This window comes from Lactimicrobium massiliense, from assembly GCF_900343155.1.
GTDB lineage: Bacteria > Bacillota_I > Bacilli_A > Erysipelotrichales > Erysipelotrichaceae > Bulleidia > Bulleidia massiliensis.
Genome location: NZ_OUNG01000001.1, coordinates 346,535 through 370,162, shown reverse-complemented (window position 1 = coordinate 370,162; position 23,628 = coordinate 346,535). Strand labels below are relative to the sequence as shown.

The 23,628-nt window shown below is 47.5% G+C and carries 19 protein-coding genes and 1 pseudogene; 9 read left to right on the top strand and 11 right to left on the bottom strand.

Annotated features, from left to right (window positions below; all coding sequences use genetic code 11):
* Nucleotides 1-4 precede the first annotated feature (4 nt).
* Entirely contained in the window at nt 5-136 is a 132-nt protein-coding gene (locus DHU66_RS12505; RefSeq protein ID WP_280952611.1) for a hypothetical protein, read from the top strand.
* Entirely contained in the window at nt 120-488 is a 369-nt protein-coding gene (locus tag DHU66_RS01795) for a hypothetical protein (protein WP_135358281.1), read from the top strand. Before DHU66_RS12505 ends, DHU66_RS01795 begins: the two co-directional genes overlap by 17 nt.
* Here the strand turns inward: DHU66_RS01795 and DHU66_RS12105 are convergent.
* Nucleotides 485-652, bottom strand: a complete 168-nt coding sequence (locus tag DHU66_RS12105) for a hypothetical protein (RefSeq protein ID WP_167836206.1) — start codon at nt 650-652, stop codon at nt 485-487. The genes DHU66_RS01795 and DHU66_RS12105 overlap by 4 nt on opposite strands.
* A gap of 126 nt (nt 653-778) precedes the next feature.
* A complete protein-coding gene (locus DHU66_RS01790) occupies nt 779-1,519 on the bottom strand; it encodes a MurR/RpiR family transcriptional regulator (protein WP_108774179.1) in 741 nt (246 codons plus the stop codon).
* A 174-nt stretch (nt 1,520-1,693) separates the two neighbouring features.
* Between DHU66_RS01790 and DHU66_RS01785 the strand changes: the two genes are divergently transcribed.
* From DHU66_RS01785 to DHU66_RS01765, 5 genes are all read left to right on the top strand, one after another.
* Nucleotides 1,694-2,950: a PTS sugar transporter subunit IIC gene (locus DHU66_RS01785; RefSeq protein ID WP_108774178.1), complete on the top strand. Its 1,257-nt coding sequence runs from the start codon at nt 1,694-1,696 to the stop codon at nt 2,948-2,950.
* A 56-nt stretch (nt 2,951-3,006) separates the two neighbouring features.
* Nucleotides 3,007-3,798 (top strand): ChbG/HpnK family deacetylase, encoded by a 792-nt coding sequence (locus DHU66_RS01780; protein ID WP_108774177.1) that lies wholly within the window; start codon nt 3,007-3,009, stop codon nt 3,796-3,798.
* 2 nt (nt 3,799-3,800) lie between these two features.
* Nucleotides 3,801-5,186, top strand: a complete 1,386-nt coding sequence (locus DHU66_RS01775) for a glycoside hydrolase family 1 protein (RefSeq protein ID WP_108774176.1) — start codon at nt 3,801-3,803, stop codon at nt 5,184-5,186.
* A 50-nt stretch (nt 5,187-5,236) separates the two neighbouring features.
* A complete protein-coding gene (locus DHU66_RS01770; RefSeq protein WP_108774175.1) occupies nt 5,237-6,508 on the top strand; it encodes a glycoside hydrolase family 1 protein in 1,272 nt (423 codons plus the stop codon).
* 71 nt (nt 6,509-6,579) lie between these two features.
* Entirely contained in the window at nt 6,580-9,354 is a 2,775-nt protein-coding gene (locus DHU66_RS01765; RefSeq protein WP_108774174.1) for an alpha-L-rhamnosidase, read from the top strand.
* 295 nt (nt 9,355-9,649) lie between these two features.
* On the opposite strand, the gene ltrA is transcribed toward DHU66_RS01765, so the two are convergent.
* Nucleotides 9,650-10,957, bottom strand: coding sequence for a group II intron reverse transcriptase/maturase (ltrA, locus tag DHU66_RS01760; RefSeq protein WP_108774013.1), 1,308 nt, complete (start codon nt 10,955-10,957; stop codon nt 9,650-9,652).
* Between the two features lie 1,125 nt (nt 10,958-12,082).
* Here ltrA and DHU66_RS12565 point away from each other — a divergent pair.
* Nucleotides 12,083-12,514: pseudogene (locus tag DHU66_RS12565) on the top strand (DUF169 domain-containing protein); the annotation flags it as partial.
* A 592-nt stretch (nt 12,515-13,106) separates the two neighbouring features.
* On the opposite strand, the gene DHU66_RS01745 reads toward DHU66_RS12565, so the two are convergent.
* The 8 genes from DHU66_RS01745 to DHU66_RS01710 form a co-directional block, all read right to left on the bottom strand.
* Nucleotides 13,107-14,732, bottom strand: a complete 1,626-nt coding sequence (locus DHU66_RS01745; RefSeq protein WP_108774171.1) for a glycoside hydrolase family 5 protein — start codon at nt 14,730-14,732, stop codon at nt 13,107-13,109.
* A 65-nt stretch (nt 14,733-14,797) separates the two neighbouring features.
* The gene (locus DHU66_RS01740) at nt 14,798-15,592 is read right to left on the bottom strand and encodes a ChbG/HpnK family deacetylase (RefSeq protein ID WP_108774170.1); all 795 of its coding nucleotides are present in this window, start codon (nt 15,590-15,592) and stop codon (nt 14,798-14,800) included.
* A gap of 3 nt (nt 15,593-15,595) precedes the next feature.
* Nucleotides 15,596-16,849 carry a PTS sugar transporter subunit IIC gene (locus DHU66_RS01735; protein ID WP_108774169.1) on the bottom strand — a complete coding sequence of 418 codons (1,254 nt, stop codon included), beginning with the start codon at nt 16,847-16,849 and terminating at the stop codon, nt 15,596-15,598.
* Nucleotides 16,850-17,022: 173 nt separating this feature from the next.
* On the bottom strand, nt 17,023-18,051 hold the full coding sequence (locus tag DHU66_RS01730) for a LacI family DNA-binding transcriptional regulator (RefSeq protein WP_108774168.1): 1,029 nt from the start codon (nt 18,049-18,051) through the stop codon (nt 17,023-17,025).
* A 69-nt stretch (nt 18,052-18,120) separates the two neighbouring features.
* On the bottom strand, nt 18,121-18,390 hold the full coding sequence (locus tag DHU66_RS12600) for an AAA family ATPase (protein WP_108774167.1): 270 nt from the start codon (nt 18,388-18,390) through the stop codon (nt 18,121-18,123).
* On the bottom strand, nt 18,332-18,571 hold the full coding sequence (locus DHU66_RS01720) for a ParA family protein (RefSeq protein ID WP_108774166.1): 240 nt from the start codon (nt 18,569-18,571) through the stop codon (nt 18,332-18,334). The genes DHU66_RS12600 and DHU66_RS01720 overlap by 59 nt, the downstream gene beginning before the upstream one ends.
* A 447-nt stretch (nt 18,572-19,018) precedes the next feature.
* A complete protein-coding gene (gene lysS / locus DHU66_RS01715; RefSeq protein WP_108774165.1) occupies nt 19,019-20,671 on the bottom strand; it encodes a lysine--tRNA ligase in 1,653 nt (550 codons plus the stop codon).
* 262 nt (nt 20,672-20,933) lie between these two features.
* A complete protein-coding gene (locus DHU66_RS01710) occupies nt 20,934-22,295 on the bottom strand; it encodes a uracil-xanthine permease family protein (protein ID WP_108774164.1) in 1,362 nt (453 codons plus the stop codon).
* Between the two features lie 122 nt (nt 22,296-22,417).
* On the opposite strand from DHU66_RS01710, the gene DHU66_RS01705 reads away from it, so the two are divergent.
* Nucleotides 22,418-23,620, top strand: a complete 1,203-nt coding sequence (locus tag DHU66_RS01705; RefSeq protein ID WP_108774163.1) for an AI-2E family transporter — start codon at nt 22,418-22,420, stop codon at nt 23,618-23,620.
* The last annotated feature ends 8 nt before the right edge of the window (nt 23,621-23,628 follow it).

Below are 23,628 nucleotides of genomic sequence, written 5' to 3'. Positions count from 1 at the left end.
CTGAATGCGTAAAAGGAAAAGCGATTTGATTGAACAGAAAGAAATTGAACTGATTCCTTTGAATGACGGAGATGTGATCGATCTTGGCGGCAGAACACTGACAGTGATCGGGTTCGAGGGTGGTGGTCTTCTATGATGATCTGACAGATACAGTCTTCATGGGGGATGGCTGCAACAACAGTTCCTTCCTGTTCCTGCCGGAATCGACGTCGATCAGTACCTATCTTCATACCTTGCAGAAATTTAAAAAAGACTGGATGCTGAAAGTCAGAAAACTGGTAATCTGCCATGATTATGACTTTGTTCCGCTGGAACTCATTGACAATGTCAATGACTGCTGTGAAAGAATTCTAAACGGCTCGGATGATAAGTATACTTTTAACCATCACATGGCAAAAGGTTTTGAAAGATGGGCAAGCAAAGGAGGCCCTGACAGGCTTGATGGAAAGTTTGGCAATATAGTCTACAATGTGAACAGAGTGGATTAAACGGATAGATTTATCCGTAAAAGATGGGGATTAACAGGATTGATCAAACTTTTTTCTTTTGCGACTCCCAGGAAATTGTATATAACAGGCTGTCTGCTTTTTTCAGTTTTTTCAATTTCAGGAAATATGTCTCCAAGATCAGAAATAGTTCTGAAATCAAGCATAATGGCATCTCCATATCATGATTTTCCCATCATAAAGCGCGGGAAAACTAAAAACGGGAATCTCTCCCGTTAATATAATTGATTGCTTTACATTTCAGAAATAGAATTCCGCTTTTGAAACAAAAGTTATTCATCCAGACATTCTGCCACGATATCGTTGAACATCAGAAAGGCAAAGGTATCCGAAAGAATTGTGTGTGACATGGAATCTTTCATGTTCGATGTCGGCAATGCGATTATCTCATTGAAATTATGCCGCAGCGGGTGCTTGGCATTGGTTGTGATCAGTACCATATAAGGATTTCCCTGTTTCTCCCTGCGCAGAGAACGCATCAGTTCCTGATGGGAAGAACCGCTGATCGCAGAATAAATAATGATCATATCATCATCGCGGAAACGATAGGGCAGTACGTCAGGCTGCGGGACAATGGCATTGATGTTTTCTGAAAAACTCATGGTGATCAGGAGTCCTTCCGCAGGAAGATGTGAAAGATTGGTGCCGATAATAAATACTCTGTTTGCGTTTTTTGCGTGTCTGATCAGGTCTTTTACCGTATCCCGGCTGACCGATTCACTGACACGGGCAAGAATTTTTCCGTAGATCTCGGCGTTGCCAACCTTTTCAGTAGATGTCTTATATGAATCGATATCCTGCTGGAACTGATACTGGAATTCCATAAATCCGGCAAACCCCAGTTTCTGGGCAAACCGGGTCATTGCAGATTTTGTATAAGCGCCGTTATCACACAGAGTCGAAAGACTGTCATGCGCAAACTGATCAGGGAACTTTTTTATTGCTTCATAAATGATCTTATCGGTTTTTGAAAAAGAAGATTCTTTTGCGTCCATCAGTTCAAATATATTCATAGATTATTTCCTTCCTATTTCTATTATAGCGGGCAAAATATAAAATGTATTTCAAAAACAGAATAATAAAATTGACATATGTTGCATTGCGAGTAATATTATAGGCGTGAGGTAAAGCGCTTTCACAAAAGCTGTCCGATCAACAGCTGAAAGAGTATTAAAGGAGAAAGAAAGATGGAAAAGTTTCTAGATAAACTGATTGCAATATCCGCAAAGTTTGCGCAAAACAGTGTTCTGAATATCATCCAGGGCGCATTCATGATGGCGATGCCAATCACCATGCTCGGAGGTTTCGCCGCACTGTTCAACGGTATCGGTATTGACGCATATCAGGCATTCATCACTTCCACAGGGATCAAGGGTATTCTGAGTGTCATCTATCAGTGGACCATCGGTATGTTCGGTGTCTATGTTTCATTCCTTGTTGCCCTGCAGTATGCCAGAGTTTACAAGTGCTCCAAGTCTGACATGGCTGTCGCTCTGACTGCTCTTGTCAGCTTCCTGATCGTTACTCCGTATACGATCCCTGAAGAGCCGCTTGCTGCAAGCAGTCTGCCGACTACATGGCTTGGTTCATCCGGTATGTTCACGGGTATTATCATTGCCTTTATTGTTGGGACAGTTTTCCGGATCTGCGACAAGTACCATATCGTGATCAAGCTTCCCGAACAGGTTCCGCCGATGGTTTCCGCTCAGTTCAGCAGTCTGATCCCGGGTGCGATCTCCATGATCCTCTTCGGAATCATAAATGCGATTTTCCAGGGAACAGAAATCGGCTGCTTCCACCAGCTGATCTACACGATCGTTTCCACTCCGCTGAAGGCTGCCGGATCCAACATCTTCGGTTACTGGTTCATGATGATTTTCCTCTATGCTCTGTGGTTCTGCGGAATTCACGGCGGCATGACTGTCGGTCCGGTCATCATGATGCTGTTCATGGAGCTGCAGGTGGAAAACCTGACTGCATATCAGGCCGGCCAGGCTCTGCCGCATATGTTCATCGGCGATCAGCTCAGCTACGGTACAGGTTCCCTTCCGATGATTGTCGCAGCACTGATCTTCTGCAGGTCCGAATCCAACAAGTCCATTTCCAGGCTCAGCTTCCTGCCGGCTCTGTTCGGTGTTGATGAACCTGCTTACTTCGGTATGCCGATGATCCTGAACCCGATGTTCTTCGTTCCCTGGGTCATTCTTTCCCCGACGATTGCGATCTTCGGTTCACATCTGCTCAAGATGCTGCATCTGCTTTCTTACAGCAACGGTGTCCAGGGCGGAGCAAACCTGCCGTTCTTCGTCAGCAACCTGATGACATATGGTACAAGCGGACTGATCTGGGGCTGCGTACAGTTTGTATTGCTGGTACTCTGCTATGTCCCGTTCGTCAAAGCATATGACAAGCAGATGCTCGCTAAGGAAGAATCAGGTAAATAATAAAAAAGGCTGGAGGAGGAAATTCCTCCTCTTTTTGAAAAAAGGAGAACGAAAAGATGAAATTACTGGTACAGAGTGATGATTACGGCATCACAAGAGCAGCTGCACTCGGCTGCATCCATGGCATCAGAAACGGCGTTGTAAGAAACACAGGCATGTTTGCCAACATGCCGTGGATCGAAGAATGTGTGGAATGGATCAGACCGTATCTGGATCAGATTGCATTCGGCATTGACCTCAACGCATCAACAGGACCTTCCATCCTCGGACACGAGAAACTCCCTACATTAACGCATGAGGACGGAATGTTCCTGGGCTCAAGAGAGAACAGGGCACTGGATACCGACGAGAATGATCATGATCATCTGGCGGAACACAGGGACGAACTATATGCCGAATTCAAGGCACAGATCGAAAAGTATATCGAACTGGTCGGACACAAGCCGGACTATATTCATAATCATGCCTATGGCACAAAAACAACCGATGAAGTCACAAGAACTCTCGCAAAGGAATACGGCATTCTCTGCTCGGTAGCATTCATGGACAGACCGGAAGTAAAGGAAGCCGGCATGGGCTGGTATGTCTTGGGCGGACCGGAAGAACAGCTGAAAGAAGACCCGATCAGTTATATCACCGAAGACAAAGGAAAGATCCTGGATCAGGAATACGGTTATATCGTTTCCCACTGCGGCTATGCCGATGCCGATCTGTTCGGACTGACAAGCTTCTCCCTCTGCCGCGTCAAGGATCTGGAAGCTATGACCAGCGATGCGGTAAAGAACTGGGTAAAGGAAAACAACATCGAACTGGCATCATTCAAAGATCTGCCGAAGGAGTGGATCTGAAAATGACATACGGAATGCCGGAAAATTTCTTGTGGGGTGCTTCCACCAGTGCTTTCCAGATCGAAGGCGCCTATAACATCGATGGCAAGGGACTGGCGACTACCGATGTCAGACATGTTCCTGAAGGCATGGCTGATACAAAGATTGCCTGTGACCATTATCACCACTGGAAAGAGGATGTCGACCTGATGGCGGAACTGGGTCTTAAAACCTACCGCATGGGTTTCTCATGGAGCCGTATCATGCCGGATGAGACACTGGTGCCGAATGAGAAGGGACTTGCTTTCTATGACCGGCTGATCGACTATCTGCTGGAAAAGGGAATTGAACCGCTTGTCACTTTGTATCACTTCGAATGTCCGCAGGCACTTGTCGATTCATTCGGCGGCTGGAAAAGCCGGAAAATGATCGATGCCTATGTAAAATATGCAGAGGTCTGTTTCCGTCACTTCAAAGGTAGGATCACCAAATGGGTCACGGTGAATGAACAGTTCATTGCGACAGCTGCACCGGATCTGGCAATGGAATATATTGAAGACCCGCATGAAAGATCAAAATGGATCTACCAGATCAGCTACCACGTTTCCTTGGCGGAACACAAAGCAATTTCCTTGCTGAGAGAAATCGATCCGGAGGCACTGATCGGCCCGGTATGTTCAATGCAGGTTATTTATCCCCTTTCTTCAAAACCTGAGGATATCCGGGCTGCGGCAGAGGCCGAAGAAATGCAGGAATTCTATTTGCTGGATATGAGTGTATACGGTGAATACTCTCCGGCTGCATATACCTGGCTGAAAGAAAGAAATCTTCTGCCGGAAACAGAAGCAGAAGACAAAGCAGTCCTGCAAGGTTCGAAGCCGGATTTCATCGGAGTCAATTACTATTTCAGCAGCTGTGCGAAGTATGAGGTAAAACCGTTTGGTTTTGACACATCCTTTTTCTGGGCAGCCGATGACTGCCGCATTGTCCGCAACCCTTATATGAAACCGACAGAATGGATGCCGCACGGCACCGATGCGGAAGGTCTTTACTACGGAATGCGCAAGATCTATAACAGATATCGTCTGCCGATGATCGTAACCGAGAACGGCATTGCTGTCAGTGAAGCACTGGGGGAAGACGGAAAGATCCACGATCATTATCGCATTGATTATCTCAGAGAACATATTTCACAGGTAATGCGTCTTTGTGAAGAAGGATATCCTGTTTTCGGATATTGCCCGTGGAGCTTTATGGACGTTCTTTCCTCTCATCAGGGTTTTGCGAAAAGATACGGACTGGTTTTCATTGACAGGACCGACACAGACGCAAAAGAATGCCGCAGGGTAAAGAAAGACAGCTTTGACTGGTATAAAAAAGTGATTGCTTCCAACGGATCAGAGCTGTAATAAAATCTGATCTGATACTAAATATATAGAAAATACAAGAGGACAGTGAAATGACGGAAGAAAAATTTCTGATCGGTTCCGCTACAGCCGGCGGCCAGGTGGAGGGAAACAACACCAACAGCGACACATGGGCTCAGGAATACATGAAGACCGGTGGCTATAAAGAGCCGTCACTTGATGCGGCAGATCACTACCATACCTATCGTGAAGATATCCGCATGATGCATGAAGCAGGTCTGAATGCCTACAGATTCTCTTTTGAGTGGGCAAGGATCGAACCGGAAAAGGGCAAATTCGATGAAAAAGAAATGAACCATTATCTGGATATGGTCGATGCATGCCGTGAATATGATATTGAACCGGTCATTACGCTTCTTCACTTTGTATGTCCGAAATGGTTGATCACCGAAGGCGGCTGGGAAGCTGACACAACGCCGGATTACTTTGCCAGGTATGTGGAATATGTGGCAGAGCATCTCAAAGGTAAGAACATACGCTATATCGTTACGATCAACGAAGCCAACATGGGTACACTGATTGCCGGATATCTGGAAAAGATCATGAGACATACCGACGGCGCAGGTCTGCAGATCGGCATGGATCTTGAAAAGATGGCGGAACAGCAGGAAATGACGAAGAAGGAAAATCTTGAGGTCTTCGGCGTTGAAAATGCGGCTGTATTTACTTCCCCGCGTTCGGCTCACGGTGATGAGATCGTATGCACAGCTCATAAGAAGGCTGTGGAAGTCCTGCACAGGATCCTGCCTGAAACAAAGGTCGGCTTAAGCCTTTCCGTCAGAGATCTCCAGTATACAGAAGGCGGAAAAGAAAACGCAGACAAGGACTGGGAAAAAGATTTCCTCCATTATCTGCCTACGATCGAAAATGATGATTTCTTCGGTATCCAGACATATACCAGAGCCATCTTCTCCGCAAAAGGGGAAGAAGATCCTGCGGAAGGTATGCCGGTCACCCAGATGGGCTATGAGTATTATCCGGAATGTGTGGAACATGTGATCCGCAGGGTACACGAATCATTCAAAGGGGATCTGCTTATAACAGAAAACGGTATCGCCACGGATGACGATACCGTCAGGATCAGATATATCGAAACCGCATTGAACGGCGTTATGAAATGTCGTGAGGAAGGCCTTCCGATAAAAGGCTATCTCTACTGGTCCTTCATTGATAACTGGGAATGGCAGAGCGGCTATACCATGCAGTTCGGACTGGTATCCCTGGACAGGGAAAACCAGATCCATACACCGAAGCCAAGCCTTGCATTTCTTGGCTCTTATACAAAAAGTGATCGGCGGAAATGAAAGAATGGTGCTTCCTGTATAAGGGAACCATGTTTGATGATTAATCTGCGAGTGAAAAGGAAATAAAACGTATGAAAATTCAGAATGGGAAAGTCTGTCATCTGATAAATCCTGTCGGGTATGCGTTCGGCACACCGGTTTTTTCATGGACAGTTTCCGGGGCAGAAGGAAAAAAGGCTGAATCATCACGCCTGATTGTCAAAGCGGAAGAAAAGACAGTTATGGATACCGGGTGGAGTCAGCTGGATTCACTTTGTACACAGGGAACTTTTGCCCCGGAACCGATGACAGAATATACATGGACGGTCAGTGTACGCAGCGATGCCGGTGAGGAAGCAGTTTCAGAAGAATATCATTTTGAAACCGGAAAAATGGATACCCCATGGCAGGGGAAATGGATCACTTGTGACAGTACAGAAGAAAGACATCCGATCTTTTATAAACAGATCAGTCCGAAAGGTCCGGTAAAAAAAGCAAGACTGTATATCTGCGGTCTCGGTCTTTATGAAGCGTATTGGGACGGAAAGAAAATCGGTGACGAGTATCTGACCCCATACTGCAACAATTACCATAATTTCCTGCAGGCAGAAACGTTTAATGTGACAGAAGAACTTCAGAAAAGCGGAATTCTGTCAGTGGAACTCGGCAACGGCTGGTACAAAGGCAGATTCGGTTTTGATGAAACGGCCATTACATATGGAAAAGAATGGAAGCTGATCGCTGAAATACATCTGACATATGAAGACGGCAGCACAGAGATCATCGGCACCGATGATTCATGGATGATGAAGCGTTCCGATATCACTTTCTCGAATATCTACGATGGCGAACACCGGGATGGTACTCTGCCCGAAACAGAACCGGTGCAGGCTGTTTTCAGTGACGAAACAATGATGCCGTCTGACCGGATCAGCGTATCGCTGAAAGCTCATGAGACGTTCTGTCCGGAAATCCTGCATTCGCCTGCAGGTGAGACAATTGCGGATATGAAGCAAAATATCAGCGGTATATTCACGCTGCGTGTTCATGAACCGGAGGGCACAGTCATCCGGATACAGGCCGGTGAGGTTCTCCAGGATGGTTGTTTCTACCGCGATAATCTGAGAACGGCGAAAGCGGAATATGTGTATGTTTCTGACGGGAATGAACACATACTTCGGCCGAAGTTTACATTCTATGGATACCGTTACCTGAAGATCGAAGGTATCACCGATCTGAAAGCGGAAGATCTGACAGGTATTGCCCTCTACAGTGATATTGAAGAAAAGGGACACCTGTCAACCGGCAATGAAAAACTAAACCGGCTGATCGCCAACAGCAGCTGGAGCATGAAAGATAATTTTGTGGATGTGCCGACCGACTGTCCACAGCGCGATGAACGCATGGGATGGACGGGAGATGCTCAAGTGTTCTCAGCTACTGCCATGTACTTTGCGGATACATATGCGTTCTATCGGAAGTATCTGTATGATATGGCAAAAGAACAGGAAAAATATGACGGCCTTGTGCCGCTGGTCATTCCATCTTTCGGCATGGCAGATAATCAGAGTCCGATGGGAGCTACTGCCGCAGTCTGGGGTGATGCGACGACGATCATTCCTTGGAACCAGTATCAGTTCAGCGGTGATCTGTCCATACTGAAAGAACACTATCCGACGATGAAGGCATGGGTTGAATATATCAGAAATACAGATGGTGAAGATCATCATTGGCGTCATGTGTTCCATTTCGGTGACTGGCTGGCACTGGATGGTGCCGCAAAACCGGATGCGGTCCTCGGCGGTACGGAAGAAGGATTCATCGCAGATGTCTATTACAGAAAAAGTGCATTGATCGTGTCAAAATCTGCGGAGCTTCTTGGCTATGCGGAAGACGCAGAAGAATACAGGACTCTGGCAGAAAAGATCGAAAAAGGTATTTATGAAGAATACTACACACCGAGCGGAAGATGTGCCATTATGACCCAGACCGGGGAAGTACTCAGTATTATGAACGGACTGGGATCCATGGAGTCCGAAGCGTCAATACTTGCAAAGTTGCTGGAAAACAACAACCGGAAACTGAAGACCGGATTTGTCGGCACACCGCTGCTGTGTCCTGCGCTGGTAAAGGCAGGCAGGGATGATCTTGCCTATGATCTACTCTTGAACGAAGAATATCCGGGCTGGCTGTATGAAGTGAACCTCGGTGCCACAACAATCTGGGAAAGATGGAACTCTCTGGATGAAACAGGACATATTTCCAGTACCGGTATGAACAGTCTCAACCATTATTCCTATGGTGCGATTGTCCAGTGGATGTTTGAACGCTGTGCCGGACTGACTCCGCTTGCGCCAGGTTTCCGGACTGCACGCATTGCACCGCTGCCGCACAAGGCATTGGATTATCTGGAGATGGATTATCTTTCCGCAGCCGGTCCATGGCGTGTAAGCTGGCAGAGTGTTGACAGAAAGCATCTGCAGATTGCAGTGACGGTTCCTTTCGGTGCCGAAGCGGAAGTAGTCCTGCCGTTGTGGGACGGACAGAAGGAAGAAGGAAATCCGATGTTCGCCGATGTCAGGGACGGCATATGTTATCTGAAAGCCGGTTCCTACTTCGCTGTTTACGGACTTACAGAACCTGTGATGGGAACACTGTCGGTTGATATGCCGATCGGGGATCTGATGAAATATCCGGAAATCCTGAAGATGATCCAGGAGGAGATCAGCGTTGCTTCACCGGTGCTGCTGGCTTCCATGGCTTCGAACAGTCTGCGCAGTTTCGCACTGAGATACGGTGCCGATGAAAGCGTTATTGAAAAAATGGACCGTTACATTGAAGCATTTGCGGACAGTCAGGCTATTTAAACATCATAAACACTGAACCGGACTGCTGCCCGTTCACAAGTCGGAATTTAAAAGCGGATGATTGCGGATGTAAATCTTCAGCAACCGGTCTAATACCCTAAAGGAGATTTGAGAAGAAATTGATAATGAAGACATCTATGACGAAGTGACTGATAATAAGGATGATCCTCTATATCATGCAATAAATAATACATAACTATAAAAAGTTTAATAGGGTAGAGTGAGCCGCGTTAGCGGCTCGACCCTCCCGTTGCACCGTACGTACGGTTTTCCGTATACGGCGCTACGTTTGTATTTACTTACGATTATTGAGGTAGTATTCCAACGGGTTGACCAGTCCTGGTCGACCTGTTTTCCTACTTGGCAGGGCCAGTACTTTCGGGCTGAGAGCGTAATTTACCACATCCATTCCACTCCTCCGATACCATCCTAGGCGTGAGTTGGCTACCTTGTATGTATCTTCATCGGTGAAATTACAATGGAACATAGCGTTAAGCCTTTGGAGATTTGTGTCTATACGCTTCGGTTTCTTCCATTGCTTGATGATGATGACTCTGACTTTGTGCCGCATCCACTGTCCATATTCATCGAGGAAAGCCTTCATATCTCCGATGATGAAATAATTGATCCATCCTCTGACGATCTGATTCAGTTTTGTGAATGTGACGGCCAGAGGTCTGGATATTGCTTCCTTGCGTTGCAGGACAGCCTTGGTTTTCGCCATCAGCCGTTTCTTTCTGTCATCACTCGGTTTGCAGTGCCATCCGTCTTTTGCCTTCCAGTACGTAAAGCCTAGGAACTCGCTGTGTGTTGGCCTGACCACCTTTGTCTTGGTTGGACTGACCTTCAGAAACAGCTTTCGTTCCAGCCATGAGGCTACCGACTTCATCACTCTGTCTGCCGCCATTTCGCTCTTCACGAAGATGTCGCAGTCATCTGCGTACCGCACAAAATGCAGTCCTCTGCTCTCCAGTTCTTTGTCAAATTTATCGAGATAAATAAGGCTAAGTATCGGACTGAGGGGTCCGCCTTGCGGAACGCCTAGTTCAGTTGGTGATACGAGTCCGTTCACCATGACGCCAGCCTTCAGAAAGGACCGGATCAGGTGTAACGTTCTCTTGTCGTTTACCTTTTCTCTCAAAATGGAGATTAATTTGTCATGATTCACCGTATCGAAATACTTTTCGATGTCGAGATCAATCACCCAGTCGTATCCGCTGTTCAGATTATTCAGGACATCCTTCATCGCATCATGTGCGCTTCTGTTTGGCCTGAATCCATAACTATGGTCACTGAATGTGCTGTCGTAGATGCCGCTGAGTACCTGGGCTGCTGCCTGCTGTACCACCCGGTCTGCGACTGACGGAATACCTAATGGCCTTTGCTTGCCATTGGGCTTGGGTATATAGACCCTGCGGACTGGTTTCGGTCTGTACTGCATGTTCCGGATCTGCTGTTTGATTATTTCTTTATGTTTAGAGAAATACTCATCCAGCTCACTGGTTTTCATGCCGTCCACGCCGGCCGCGCCACGGTTTCTCTTAACCCTTCTGATCGCTTCTTCCAAGTTTTCGTCACTCAGAATCACTTCAATTAATTCCATACCGCTGTGCCATTCCTTTCTATCTGTAGATTATTCAGAATCATCCCGGGGCCCTTTGCCGTCAGAGGTTACGATCCTCTGCTGTAGGCTTATCCTCCCTTTCGGACTATCCGAACATTGCGTATAGTGGGGCACACTATACAAACATTAGGTCCTTCGCTCCACTTCCGTTACAGAAGCTTCATCACTACTATGACCTCAGCTGACTTCCTGCGATAGACCTTTATCCGACCAGATGATAACGATAGCTGTTTAAAAGCGTCTCGGTTTCCCTGTGTTTAGGTTCATCTGTCCGCAGGATCTCTCGGGGTAAGACACACATCTGTAATTTCCATAGCTTCCTGATTTACCGGTCGGCTTTACGTTTGTCTTTTGGACTTCAGCTTGCATAGCAGCCTTATCCGCCTTATGGCCTCAATCAGGTTTCTGTACGTAAGCTCAGAAATATGCTAGCTACTGCTTTCGCTCTGGGTTATTCACCCTCGGCTGGTAGTTCACTTCGCTTGGCGACAAATACCCGCGGCCTGCCTCTATTGCAGGCTAGATGTGTGCCATGCCCGACACACTATGAAAGGAGACTCACCCCCAGAAGGGAAGGAGTCTCCTTTATTTCCGTCTAATAATGTTAGCGTCGGGTGAAAATGGCCAAAAAGTGACGGGAGAAAACGGCCAATATCCGCCGGGAGAAAACGGCCACTGGCCGTTCCATCAGTTCCTTCTTACAATTGGAGTGGACCAACACGCCAAGCAAAGGAGGAATTTTGAAAACAAACAGTGACCTAGAAGAAATATTAACACATGCATTGGAGGCGATGAAGGAAGAAGGTACGAAATTTGAGTTTAGAACCCGTAGGTATTTTTCTGGGGAATACATCCGCAATTTGCGAGCTGGAAGTATCTCCGCAAAAGAGGAACTGTGTTATTCCTTTTGCTTTGGCTGCAGCCGAAGGAAAGATCACATCCTTGGATGAGGATGGATGTACTTGCCCCGACGGAGCAGTAGTTGCCTGCTTCGGTGACGGATTACCCGTTTGAATCCGAATATTTATGTAATGCTTTCACAAGGACTTGGAAAAAAGCTCCTGCAGGAGCGCCGCCAATGCTTAAAGAGGGGGACGCTTCTTCTGTGATGCGGAAACAGCCTTGAAATGGAGAAACAATATGCCGTTTTCCGATAAAGCCTATCCAAGAATTATTATCGCACCATTGAGCAGGTGGTCTGAAGTCGGTACACCTGATGTAGTATATGTTTTTGCGAACGCAGATCAGATTTCGGCACTCGTCACCATGCAGGGCTTCCATAACGGTAAGGCCGTAAATACCCTCGCACCATTTGGAGCCGCGTGCCACTCTATCGTCTATGCAGCGGAGCGGATCGATAAGGAAGAGCCTTATGCAATCATGAGACTTTTTGACATTTCCCAAAGAAGCGCTGTCCTTAAGGACTACTTGTCGATGACAATGCCATATAAGCTTTGGGAAGATATGATGAAGGATTTAGGTAAAAGCTGCCTGACAAGCCATAGTTGGAAAAAATTGAGAAAAGGTTGTAAGTGACAAATTCCAGTTTGTCGACATGTTCCCGATAACGGGCAGGCGGCAAAAATCGGTGAATATGTTCCTGACGAACAGGCAAAACGTTGATATGTTCCTGACTGCATTTTTGCGAACAGGCAGCAATCAGTAGTCAAGTTCCCGCTTACTGGCGCAGGTATGAATTAGCAGTTTCATTTCCTCGTGCCATGCAGATATGGCAACGACGCTAATCTGATCGGTGCTCTGAGATTCCATCTGAGCAGAACAGATCAATGATCCTGTCATGTTCTGAAAGAAGAAAAGAGAACATGCCGGACGTTCCGGTCACATGCAAAACAGGGGGCAGCCTCAGCCCCTATTTTCATTCGTTGGCACTCCCCATGACTGAAGTCAGGGGAGTGCCAAAGCGCTGTCTGTAATGCCTCCGCCGGTTTTATCGCGGGCGTTCTGGAGCTGAGCAGGACCAGCTGCTTCAAAAATATAACCGCAGACACCAGTAAAGTGGAAAAGCCAGCGCTTTAAGACGCTGACTTGCACACATAGCTTTTGAGCAAAACACCCGTTTTACGGGTGGCCATGATTATGAAAAAATGACTGGATCGATCCGGAGGGATTATTCAAAATGCAATGTACGGAAGCTGACTTCACCGGATTCACAGATCAGTTTTACCGGAATCCTTCCGTTCTTTAAACCGGAAAGAACAATAGTGTTCTGACCTTTCTGCAGGTGGTATTCCGCTCCGCAGGCTTCAATTGTGAGCTGCGCGCCGTTTGAACATTGCCCGTCGATCGTCAGCTGAACGGAATCCTTTGAAGAGAGAATGGTATATGCAGCATATTCACCTTCCCGCAGGACGAGAGCCAGCCGGTTATAGTCACCGTATTTTGGAATCGGTTCAAAGGATATTCCCTTGAATTCCGCATGTTCATAAGCACGTTTTCCGTCTGGCAGGATCATTTTTAAATGATCTTCCCGCCGGTATCCGCTGAACGAGCAGTACGGATAGTTTCCCTTGTGGGAAGCCGGATCCCAGTCATAGCCGACAGCCGGTATCATGACCGGAACGGAGCGGAGAACAGCATATGCTTCTTCTTCATGCAGCGTGCAGTTTTCAAATTTCACATTTTCCAGATACTGATCAAAGATCTCGATTGCTTCTTTAAAGGAAGGCTTGGATGCGCCTTTCTGGATATAGTCCGTAACTCTGTGGAAATCCTCCGGAACTTCATACGTACAGAGAGTAGGGGCATTCGGTCTGGAAACCGCCTTATGGCACCACACGTTGATGCCGATGTGGTTTTCATACAGCATACTGCTCAGAACTGTCAGCCAGTGCTTTGTGCCGCCTGTCTCACCGACCCATACCGGTACATTCAGACGTTCTCTTTCCGCCATGATCGGACCAAGGAGACCGAGATCGGGGAGAGTTTCATAGATATGGAATGTCAGCACCCAGTTATGGCATACCGGGTCCATGTCTTCTTCGAAAATATCTGCTCTTTTGGCAAAACGATGACCCTGCAGGAATATCATATGATTCCTGTCGACAGACCGGATCTCCTTAATGCATTCGCGGTAGAATTCCAGCAGTTCCGGAATATAGTTATCCCATTTGGGAAGTGCGAGCGGTTCATTCAGCAGTTCATATCCGGCAATGACAGAACGGTCTTTATACCGTTCAGCCAGTTTCTTCCAGACGAGAATGCTTCTGGCCCGGCCTTCCTCATCGGTAAACAGATGCGGATAATTATCAACACCGTCATCGCAGCCTACCGTACTCTGTCCGGCATATGCCGCATGCATGTCAAGGATGACATAGATACCGTACTGCTCACACCAGTCAATGATCCGGTCCAGCATGGCAAAGTTTTCTTCATCCCATACGATCTCCGGCTCCTCTTTCAGAAATGCCCGGGCCAGGAACGGAAGACGGACAGAATTGAATCCCGTTTCTTTCAGATGACGGATATCTTCTTCCGCAAAATAATTCCGGTAATATCGATGCCAGAATGATTCGGCATATTTTGTGCCGCAGGTTTCAATAATCGCCTGGTGAATTGTACGCGGACGATCCATTCCCTGTGCCCGCATAAATGGTTTGAAATCAGCGTGAAAGCCGCCTGTACCGAACAGGAAAGCTTCCTGCACCATCCAGTTGCCTGCCGCATATCCCTGCAGAATGATTTCTTCATTGGCTTCGTTTACGATTCTTTGATTGCCTGTTTTTAAATACTGCATGCTGTTCCTCCTGTATTATGAAGAAAGCCTTCATGAGAAAGGGGTGCTCATGAAGGCGATCCTGTTTATCTTGCCCAGTCAGAGGGCAGGTCTTTATAAGATATCAGTTCAATGTTGTTTTTCCTGATCCACGCTTTCATTTTATCAGACGTCATGCACTCCAGATCTTTGAGACGGCAGGCATTGAAACTGCTCATTGCGAATAATTCCGCATCCGCGTAGCCGCAGTGACATATGATGTAGCCGTATTCACTGCCAAGCATGCCGGGACGGTCTTCCGTAAACCATGTGACGGGATCGTTCTTCAGCTGCGCTTCGGGTCCGCCGAAGGAATACCAGCCCATACCGCCTTCTTTCACCAGCGGATTATGTACTGTGTCATCCGAATAGCAGCAGTGATATTTCGCACTGAGTTCACGCGACACTTCGAACGTTGTCTCCGTTCCGTAGGCATGATTGTGAATATAATCCGGTTTATGCCCGACAAGCTGGATGTATCTGCTGATCTGGGCATCAAACTCAGCATATAGTTCGTCTTTATACTGTGCCAGATGGTTGAATCCGTTCTCTTCATTGTCCAGGCTTCTGTTTTCGCTGCTGGTCAGGAAGGAACCGTCTTCGTGCGTCAGGTGCGGGATCTTTTCATGCGGAAGAACAGATCTGCCGGTGGATGCGTTCAGATCGATTCCGAAAGCGATCTGATCCAGATACGGTCGGATCCATTCCACGCATTCTTCGATACACGGCATGTTGGCAAACATGCCGGTATTTCGGATCACACCGTTGCGGATGCCTTCAATACACCCGAGAGACACTGCTTTCGTCATGCCGTAATCATCGCTTTGCACAAGCAGTTTCATAGATTACTCTGCTTTCTCTGTTTCCAGTTTTTTTCTGTCCAGTGCTTTGACAAACGGCAGGAAGATCACAACATCGATTGCGAAGAGTACGATTTCCAGAATGACCAGGCTGAAGCTTCCGTTCAGGAGTCCGGTTGCGATCATCGGAAAGTTAAATACAACAACACCTGCGTATTTTGCAACGATGCCGAGAGAGCATGCGGCATAAGCGAGAACGAAGTTGACGACAGGGCAGATTACCCACGGAATGATCATGACCGGATTCAGCATGATCGGAAGACCGAAGATCATCGGTTCACTGATGCCGAAGATTGCCGGGGCAATTGCGACTTTGCCAACTGTCTTCAGTTCTCTGGACTTGGCGAACAGCAGCACGCAGACTGCGATTGCAGGATAGAAACATGCAATTGTGGAACTGTAGGACATTGCCATACCGATCGTGTTCGGAATTGGCTGACCTGCCGCATACGCAGCCTGGTTGGCACCGTCAAGACTGAATAATACAGGAGCTGTTATGCTGGAGAGGAAACCGGGGTGAATACCCAGTCCCCAGCAGACCTGGGTCAGAATCTGAATGATCACATTGGAGATTACGCTGCCGCCGAGCAGTGCCTGGAGCGGGATCTGCAGAATGCCGTAAAGGCAGTCAAATATGGAACCGAACGGTGTCGCCGCAAAGATCATGCGGAGGACAATAGCGAGAACTATAAGAATGAAGCCCGGGATCAGTGCTGCAAATGATCTGGATACATATTCCGGTGTTCCGTTCGGCATCTTGATCGTGATGTTTCTTTCAGTAACCAGCTTCAGGACTTTAACGCTCAGAATCGCGAGGATGATTCCGACGATCATTCCCTTTGTGCCGGTATAGTCAAATGCAAGATATGATCCGATTCCTTCTGCTGCATAAGCCGGCAGCAGAATGAAGTAAACAGCAATTGCGAAGATACCTGCCAGTTTTGAATTCATGCCCTGCTTTTCGGCAAATGTTCTGGCAATACCGTAAGTGAAATAGACACCAAGCATGTTTGTTGTGCCGTTGATTACCATTGCAAGTGCGGATGCAATTCCTGTGGACTGGATGAAGTTCTGCCAGAAGCCGACCGGCAGTCCGCTGAACAGGCTGGCAAATGAGCCGATGATAATGACAGGCAGCATCATCATGACGCCCTGTGAAATGCTCTGCAAGTAAAGATTTCCGGATATTTTATCGCTTAATACTGTAAGCTTGTCTGTGAAATTTGCTTTCTTTTCCATCTTCCTTTTCCCTTCTGAATTACTTGGATTCTTTAAGGAACAATCCGATGCAGGTTCTTTATCCGGCTGGAAATAAAGGGCTGCTGTTTCGATGTGTGTTCCTTTGACACCATCAATGTAGCAACCCTTTTCTTTTCCGGTAATCCATGCAGTACAGGTTTCTTGCGTTTGAACTAAACGTTTTTCTTTTTGTTTAGTACCGCTATGCTTTCACGATAATATATGTTCGGTTCGGTATAGATCTTCTGTGTTTTTGTTTCGCCGCTGCTGATTTTCTCCACGATGCGTTTGACAGCTGTCACACCGATATAACTATAGTCCGGTTCCACGCTCGCCAGCTGCGGTGTCTGTTCAAGACACACCGGCAGATTGTCAAATCCGGCCAGTGAGAAATCCATGTTCAATGCAATCGAAGCTGCCAGAAAGGAAACGGCAATCCTGTCGTCACATGCGAGAAAAGCAGTCGGCATTGGGGTATTCCTTTTCGACAGTTTCAGCAGGAATTCCCGGATCTCCTCCACAAATTCACTTTTATTCTTCCGTTCCACCCGGCATACGATACTGCGGTCGTACTCCAGATTATTCGCAATCAAAGCATTCTGATATCCGCGGCTCCGCTCATCAAATACTTCCATGTCGCCTCCGTGGATAAAACCTATTCTTCTGTGTCCGCAGTCGATCATCCGCTGTGTCAGCTGGTATGCCGCATCCACATTATTATTTGTCACAAAATCATATTTCGGATCCGAGAAAGCCGCATCGATCACGACGAACGGAATATTCAGAAATTCACGCAGCCAGCGCAGGTCGTCTATCGTCAGTTCCCAGCCGAGAATGATCAGCCCGTCACAGTCGGATATTTTCCGGATATATCCGAATCCTTTTTCTTTATCCATCTCTTTGATGTGGTTGACGGCAATCCGGTAGTGAAAAAGACAGCACTGTCTTTTCATGGATGTATATAGTATTTTGAACTTCGGATCATGATCTATTTTCCTGCTTTCAGGGAGAACTCTCCGTTCAAATACAACAAAACGGATCAGATGATTTTTCTTCTGATATCCGCATTCCTCCGCAATCTGAAGGATACGCTTTTTAGTCTCCTCACTCAGCATGTGATCTTTCCCGCTGAGGGCATTTGAAACTGTACTCTTAGATACACCGGCTTTCTGAGCGATCTTTTCCATCGATACTTTTTTCATTTATTGTATTTCTGTGGCTTTCCTATCCATATGATAACAAAAACTTTTGTCATCATATATTTCTTATTGTCAGATATATATTCTTATATGACTTCCGAACATTTCTTTCACTGTTCCGATTGTGTCTTTTGCAATATTCGTTTGAATGTTTACTTTCGTGAAGACAATCCCTGAGTACTTTAGACCCAGAGAAAGATTGGATCGGACACGCTCAATAGTTTTAATGAGCTGCGTCATGCCAACGACAGGCAGATATTGAGGTTCCACTGTGATCAGTGTTTCATCTGCTGCTACGAGTGAATTGATAGTAAGATTCCCGAGAGTAAGGGGGATAATCAATCAGAATATAGTCATAATCCTTCTTGATGACTTCAATACCTTTAGTCAGTGTTTTTTCCTTTACGAAAGCTCCAGTCAGCCTCTGGTCAATATCAGCGAGTTTGATGTTACTGGGAATCGGATCGCCTCCTTCGTCATGATGAAGAATCATGTCTTCGAATAACACATCTTTTTCGAGCATAATTGCTTCCAGGACATCATTAATGCTGCATCTGCCAACTTACAGCCAGTGTGGTTATCATTAAACTTCGCAAATTCACTTTCGTAAGTTCTTTATCAAGATGACTGATTTGATCTGTAATGCTTTTTCACTGATCGTGGAATATCATTGTGACAATGTGATATGGCGAGTGAAAATCATATGATCCCCAGTCGCCGCTTTTGTCTATGAATATGCTAAGTTCTCTTTTCATAAACAAAGCCTCCAATGAACAAAAAATGCGAGGAACTTCCACGCGTAAGATGGACCCGGGTCTTTCAACCAGCCCATAACTTTTGTGACTTTATTTTAGTATTTTCCTCTCGTTTGGCAATCACAGTACCAGAAACAACAAAGATCCCGATTGCTCAGGATCTTGTTTATTGTCAGAAAATGAAGTGGATACTTTTTATATCTTGTTATAACCTGTTATTCTCCGCGCTGCTTCATCGTCGGGAATAACAGAACATCACGGATGGAATCCTGACCTGTCAGCAACATGACAAATCTGTCGATACCGATACCAATGCCACCTGTCGGAGGCATGCCGTATTCCAGTGCCTCAACATAATCTTCATCCATTTCACCGGCTTCATCATCACCGAGCTTCTTGTTTTCCAGCTGCTGGATGAAACGCTGCTTCTGATCGATTGGATCATTGAGCTCCGTGAAGGCATTGTCGAATTCAACACCGCAGATTTCCAGCTCGAAGCGCTGGGTGAATCTAGGATCATCCGGATTCTTCTTGGCCAGCGGCGAAATCTCAATCGGGTGGCCCCAGACAAAGGTCGGCTGTTCAATCTTGTCTTCGCAGAACTGATCAAAGAACAGAGAGATGATGTTGCCGACTGTTCTTTGATGAGGAAGTACTTCCACATTGTGTTCCTTGGCCAGCTCGAGTGCCTTGTCAACGGACATCGGCTGCCAGAAATCAACACCAGTGACTTCCTTGACGGCATCCACCATGTTCCATCTCTTGTATGGTGCCTTCAGGGAAACATTCTTGCCCATGAAGCTGAACTCGGTCTTGTGGAATACTTCATTGGCGACGTATTCAAACAGCTGCTCATTCATTTCCATCATGCCCTTGAGATCACTGTAGGCAAGATACGCTTCCATGGTTGTAAATTCAGGGTTGTGCTTGAGGTCCATGCCCTCATTGCGGAAAATGCGGCCGATTTCATAGACACCTTCCATGCCGCCAACAATCAGTCTCTTCAATTCCAGCTCAGTGGCAATACGGAGATAGAAATCCTTATCGAGGGCATTGTGGTGGGTAATGAACGGTCTGGCATTGGCACCGCCGAGAATCGGCTGCAGAATTGGTGTTTCGACTTCCACATAGCCATGGTCATCCATCCATCTCTGGATGGCACGGATGATCTTCGGTCTTGTCAAAGCGATCTCCATGCTGGAACGGTTCATGATCAGATCCAGATACCGTCTGCGGTAGCGCTCTTCCTTATCGGTCAGGCCATGGAACTTCTCCGGCAGAGGGCGCAGTGCCTTGGACAGGTGGGTGTATTCATGGCATTCCACAGACAGCTCACCGGTCTGGGTACGGATGATGCGTCCCTTGACACCGATGATATCGCCGAGATCTGCAGACTTGAACAGTTCATAGACTTCCGGTCCGACGACACGCTCATTAACGACAACCTGGATTCTGCCTTCGCGGTCCTGCAGCTGGATGAAGCCAAGCTTGCCCATTCTGCGCTTTGCCATGATACGGCCGGCAACAGATACCTGTACATCCATCTTCTCCAGCTCTTCGGCAGTATTATCGCCATAATCGCGGCGGATGATGCCGCTGTTGGAATTGCGGCTGAAGGCATGTCCGAACGGATCAATACCCTGGCTGGCAAGCTGTTCCATCTTCTGGCGGCGGGCAGCTTCCTGGTCATTCAGGCTCTGCTCATTGACAGCCTGCACAAGCTCTTCCTTTTTCTTCTGCAGTTTCTGTTTCTTCTGATCAGCCTCTCGGCGGCGGGCAGCCAGCTCCGGATGCGCCGCTTCAAATGCTTTTCTTCGTTCTTCCTTGAGACGCTTCTTCTCTTCTTTTGTCAGTTCTTCTTCAGACATTGTCTTCCTCCATCCTAATATAAAAAGCTCTCACCCATAGGGACGAGAGCTTGTTCGTGGTACCACCCTAATTCATGACAGAATCTGTCATCTCATTACTCTGCCATATCGCAGCAGCGCGGCTTTCTCAAAAGGCCTTGTCATCAGGTTTCACCATTGTTCTGCTTGCACCATCCAGAACTCGCTGCGCATGGCCTTGTGCCTGTGCTTCCTCTATCACTGTCGGCGCTGTTATTCTAGCAGATAGGCAGGGGAATGCAACTTAAAGATCGTTGTCGTCGCGGGAGTTTGGATCCTTTGCCAGCAGCTTGTTTACGATGATGCCAAGGATCAAGGAGCAGGCGATCGTCGTGATTGCGATCTTGCCGAATGTCAGGGATAATCCGCCGATGCCGGAGATCAGAATCGTGGAGACAACATACAGATTGCGGTTGAGGTCGAGATCGGCTCTCTGGATCATCTTCAGTCCGGAGACAGCGATGAATCCGTACAGTGCCATGCATACACCGCCCATGACGCAGGTCGGGATCGAGGAGATGAAGGCGACGAACGGTGTGATGAAGGAGATGATCAGGCATTCCACAGCGGCGCAGGTGATGGTGGCAACGCTGGCATTGCGGGTAATGGCAACGCAGGCGATGGACTCACCATAGGTTGTGTTCGGGCAGCCGCCGAAGAAGGCGCCGGCAATGGAGCCGATGCCATCACCCAGCAGTGTGTGATCAAGGCCTGGATCTGTGAGCAGGTCTGTTTCGATGATGCTGGAGATGTTGCGATGGTCCGCGATGTGCTCGGCGAAGACGACGAAGGCAACCGGTACATAGGCCGCAAAGATCGTGCCGATGTAGGAAGCGTCGATTTCATGGAAGCCGGCAAATGCCTTGAGGAAAGTGAAGTCCGGTACAGACAGGAAGGTGTGCAGGCCGATGCCGCCATCTGTCAGTGTGCTGAAGGCGCTGAAGTCAACAATCTGCATTGGTGCATAGCCGGTGGCCAGGCCGATCCATGTGAAGATCGCCGCCACACCGTAGCCGGTCAGGATACCGATAATGAAGGGGATCATCTTTGCCTTGCGGCCGCCATAGGTGCTTGCCAGCATGGTAGCGATCAAAGCGATGATGCCGCACAGGACGGCAAACTGGGTCGTTTCGCCGGTCAGGCTGGATGTGCGCAAGTTGGTGACGGCGCTGCCTGCCAGGGACAGGCCGATGATGGAAACGGTCGGGCCGATGACAATCGCAGGCATTAGCTTGTTGATCCAGCCGGTGCCGACTTTGCGGATGATCATCGCGAAGATGACATAGACGATGCCGGCGAAGGCTGCACCAAGCAGCAAGCCTGCATAGCCGGCCTGAATGGATACCGCACCAGCGAAGGCTGCACTCATTGATCCTATAAACGCAAATGAAGAGCCCAGGAATACTGGGCTCTTATGATTGGTAAACAGGATGTAGACAAGGGTTCCAATGCCGGCACCAAACAGGGCGGCGGCGGTGGACATGCCATTGCCGATAATGAGAGGAACGGCGATTGTTGCGGCCATAATAGCCAGAACCTGCTGGAAGCCGAAAACAACAAGCTGCGTGAATTTAGGTCTGTCATTAACCTGATAGACGAGTTTCATGTGAAGATCCTCCTTTTCGGTGACTTATCATATCTGACAGCAATCTGTTTGTAAACACTAACATTTGCCTGATACTGTTTTCATGAAACAGAAAATGGTAAAATATAGCCCGGAGAGAAAGCATGAAGTGGAAGAATAAACTTGATCCTGTCCTGACAAAAATATGTTTATACATCATCGGAACCATTGCCATCCTGTATGTTCTCTACCATGCCGGCAATTCTTTGTTCTCATTACTGATGATGTTAATCAAGCTGATCGGCACGATCTTCCATCTGCTGGTGCCGGTGTTCTGGGGTTTCTTCCTGGCATACCTGCTGATGCCGATCACTGACTTCCTGCAGAAAAAGCTTGCCTATTCCCGCTTCAATAAGAAAAACAAGTCATGCCGCGGCTTTGCCGTTGCTTTGACAATCATGATCATTGCGGCCTTCTTTGTGGCAATGCTTTCCATTCTGATCACGTCCTTTACATCCACCGTTCAGATCGCCGATCTGGACAGCACGATGAAGTTCTTCAAAGGCATTTCCGACAGTGCCCAGAACATCTATAACTCGCTTCTGTATCAGCTGAAGAACATGAACCTGGATTCCAAGCAGATCCAGGATGGCATCAATGCCGTTGTCTCTGCTTTGACCAACTGGTTTACCGGTCTTGGCAAGAATATGTTTACTTCTTTGGAAGATCTGCCCGGCATTCTGTCCAGAGTTCTGCTGTCAGTCATCTTTGCCATCTGGTTTCTGCTGGATGGGGCACACATTGCCATCTACTGGGGCAAGGTTGCCTGTGCATTGTTTTCGGATGAAACAAGACAGAAGATCGGTGACTTCATTGAAGATGTCGACCGTGTCTTCTCCGGCTATGTGCGCGGCCAGATGCTCGATGCATTACTGATGATGATCATTCTTTCCGTTACACTGTCATTATGCAAAGTGCCGTTTGCCGTACCGATCGGCGTGCTGGCAGGCTTTGGCAATCTGATTCCGTATGTCGGCCCGTTTGTTGCCTATGTCGGTGTTATCATCGTCTGTGCAGTCAAGATGGATCTGTCCAAGATGATCATTTCGCTGATCATGCTGTGGATCGTGCAGTCGGTCGACGGCAATATCATCAATCCGAAGCTGCTTGGCTCCAATGTCCATATTCATCCGATGTATGTGATCATTGCACTGATCATCGGCTCAGGCCTTGGCGGACTGCTTGGCATGCTGTTTGCGGTGCCGATTGCGGCCTTGATCAAGCTGCAGTTTGACCGGGCAATGGCTGCACTGCTGAAACGCAGACAGCGAAAAGAACAGGAAAAAGAAAGTTCCGATTCTGAGTGAACCGGAAC

Bases quoted from the DNA above. Each gene is read 5' to 3' on its own strand.
- DHU66_RS12505 (WP_280952611.1), top strand. From the start codon at position 5: ATGCGTAAAAGGAAAAGCGATTTGATTGAACAGAAAGAAATTGAACTG.
- DHU66_RS12105 (WP_167836206.1), bottom strand. From the start codon at position 652: ATGCTTGATTTCAGAACTATTTCTGATCTTGGAGACATATTTCCTGAA.
- DHU66_RS01790 (WP_108774179.1), bottom strand. From the start codon at position 1,519: ATGAATATATTTGAACTGATGGACGCAAAAGAATCTTCTTTTTCAAAA.
- DHU66_RS01785 (WP_108774178.1), top strand. From the start codon at position 1,694: ATGGAAAAGTTTCTAGATAAACTGATTGCAATATCCGCAAAGTTTGCG.
- DHU66_RS01780 (WP_108774177.1), top strand. From the start codon at position 3,007: ATGAAATTACTGGTACAGAGTGATGATTACGGCATCACAAGAGCAGCT.
- DHU66_RS01775 (WP_108774176.1), top strand. From the start codon at position 3,801: ATGACATACGGAATGCCGGAAAATTTCTTGTGGGGTGCTTCCACCAGT.
- DHU66_RS01770 (WP_108774175.1), top strand. From the start codon at position 5,237: ATGACGGAAGAAAAATTTCTGATCGGTTCCGCTACAGCCGGCGGCCAG.
- DHU66_RS01765 (WP_108774174.1), top strand. From the start codon at position 6,580: ATGAAAATTCAGAATGGGAAAGTCTGTCATCTGATAAATCCTGTCGGG.
- ltrA (WP_108774013.1), bottom strand. From the start codon at position 10,957: ATGGAATTAATTGAAGTGATTCTGAGTGACGAAAACTTGGAAGAAGCG.
- DHU66_RS01745 (WP_108774171.1), bottom strand. From the start codon at position 14,732: ATGCAGTATTTAAAAACAGGCAATCAAAGAATCGTAAACGAAGCCAAT.
- DHU66_RS01740 (WP_108774170.1), bottom strand. From the start codon at position 15,592: ATGAAACTGCTTGTGCAAAGCGATGATTACGGCATGACGAAAGCAGTG.
- DHU66_RS01735 (WP_108774169.1), bottom strand. From the start codon at position 16,849: ATGGAAAAGAAAGCAAATTTCACAGACAAGCTTACAGTATTAAGCGAT.
- DHU66_RS01730 (WP_108774168.1), bottom strand. From the start codon at position 18,051: ATGAAAAAAGTATCGATGGAAAAGATCGCTCAGAAAGCCGGTGTATCT.
- DHU66_RS01720 (WP_108774166.1), bottom strand. From the start codon at position 18,571: ATGCTCGAAAAAGATGTGTTATTCGAAGACATGATTCTTCATCATGAC.
- lysS (WP_108774165.1), bottom strand. From the start codon at position 20,671: ATGTCTGAAGAAGAACTGACAAAAGAAGAGAAGAAGCGTCTCAAGGAA.
- DHU66_RS01710 (WP_108774164.1), bottom strand. From the start codon at position 22,295: ATGAAACTCGTCTATCAGGTTAATGACAGACCTAAATTCACGCAGCTT.
- DHU66_RS01705 (WP_108774163.1), top strand. From the start codon at position 22,418: ATGAAGTGGAAGAATAAACTTGATCCTGTCCTGACAAAAATATGTTTA.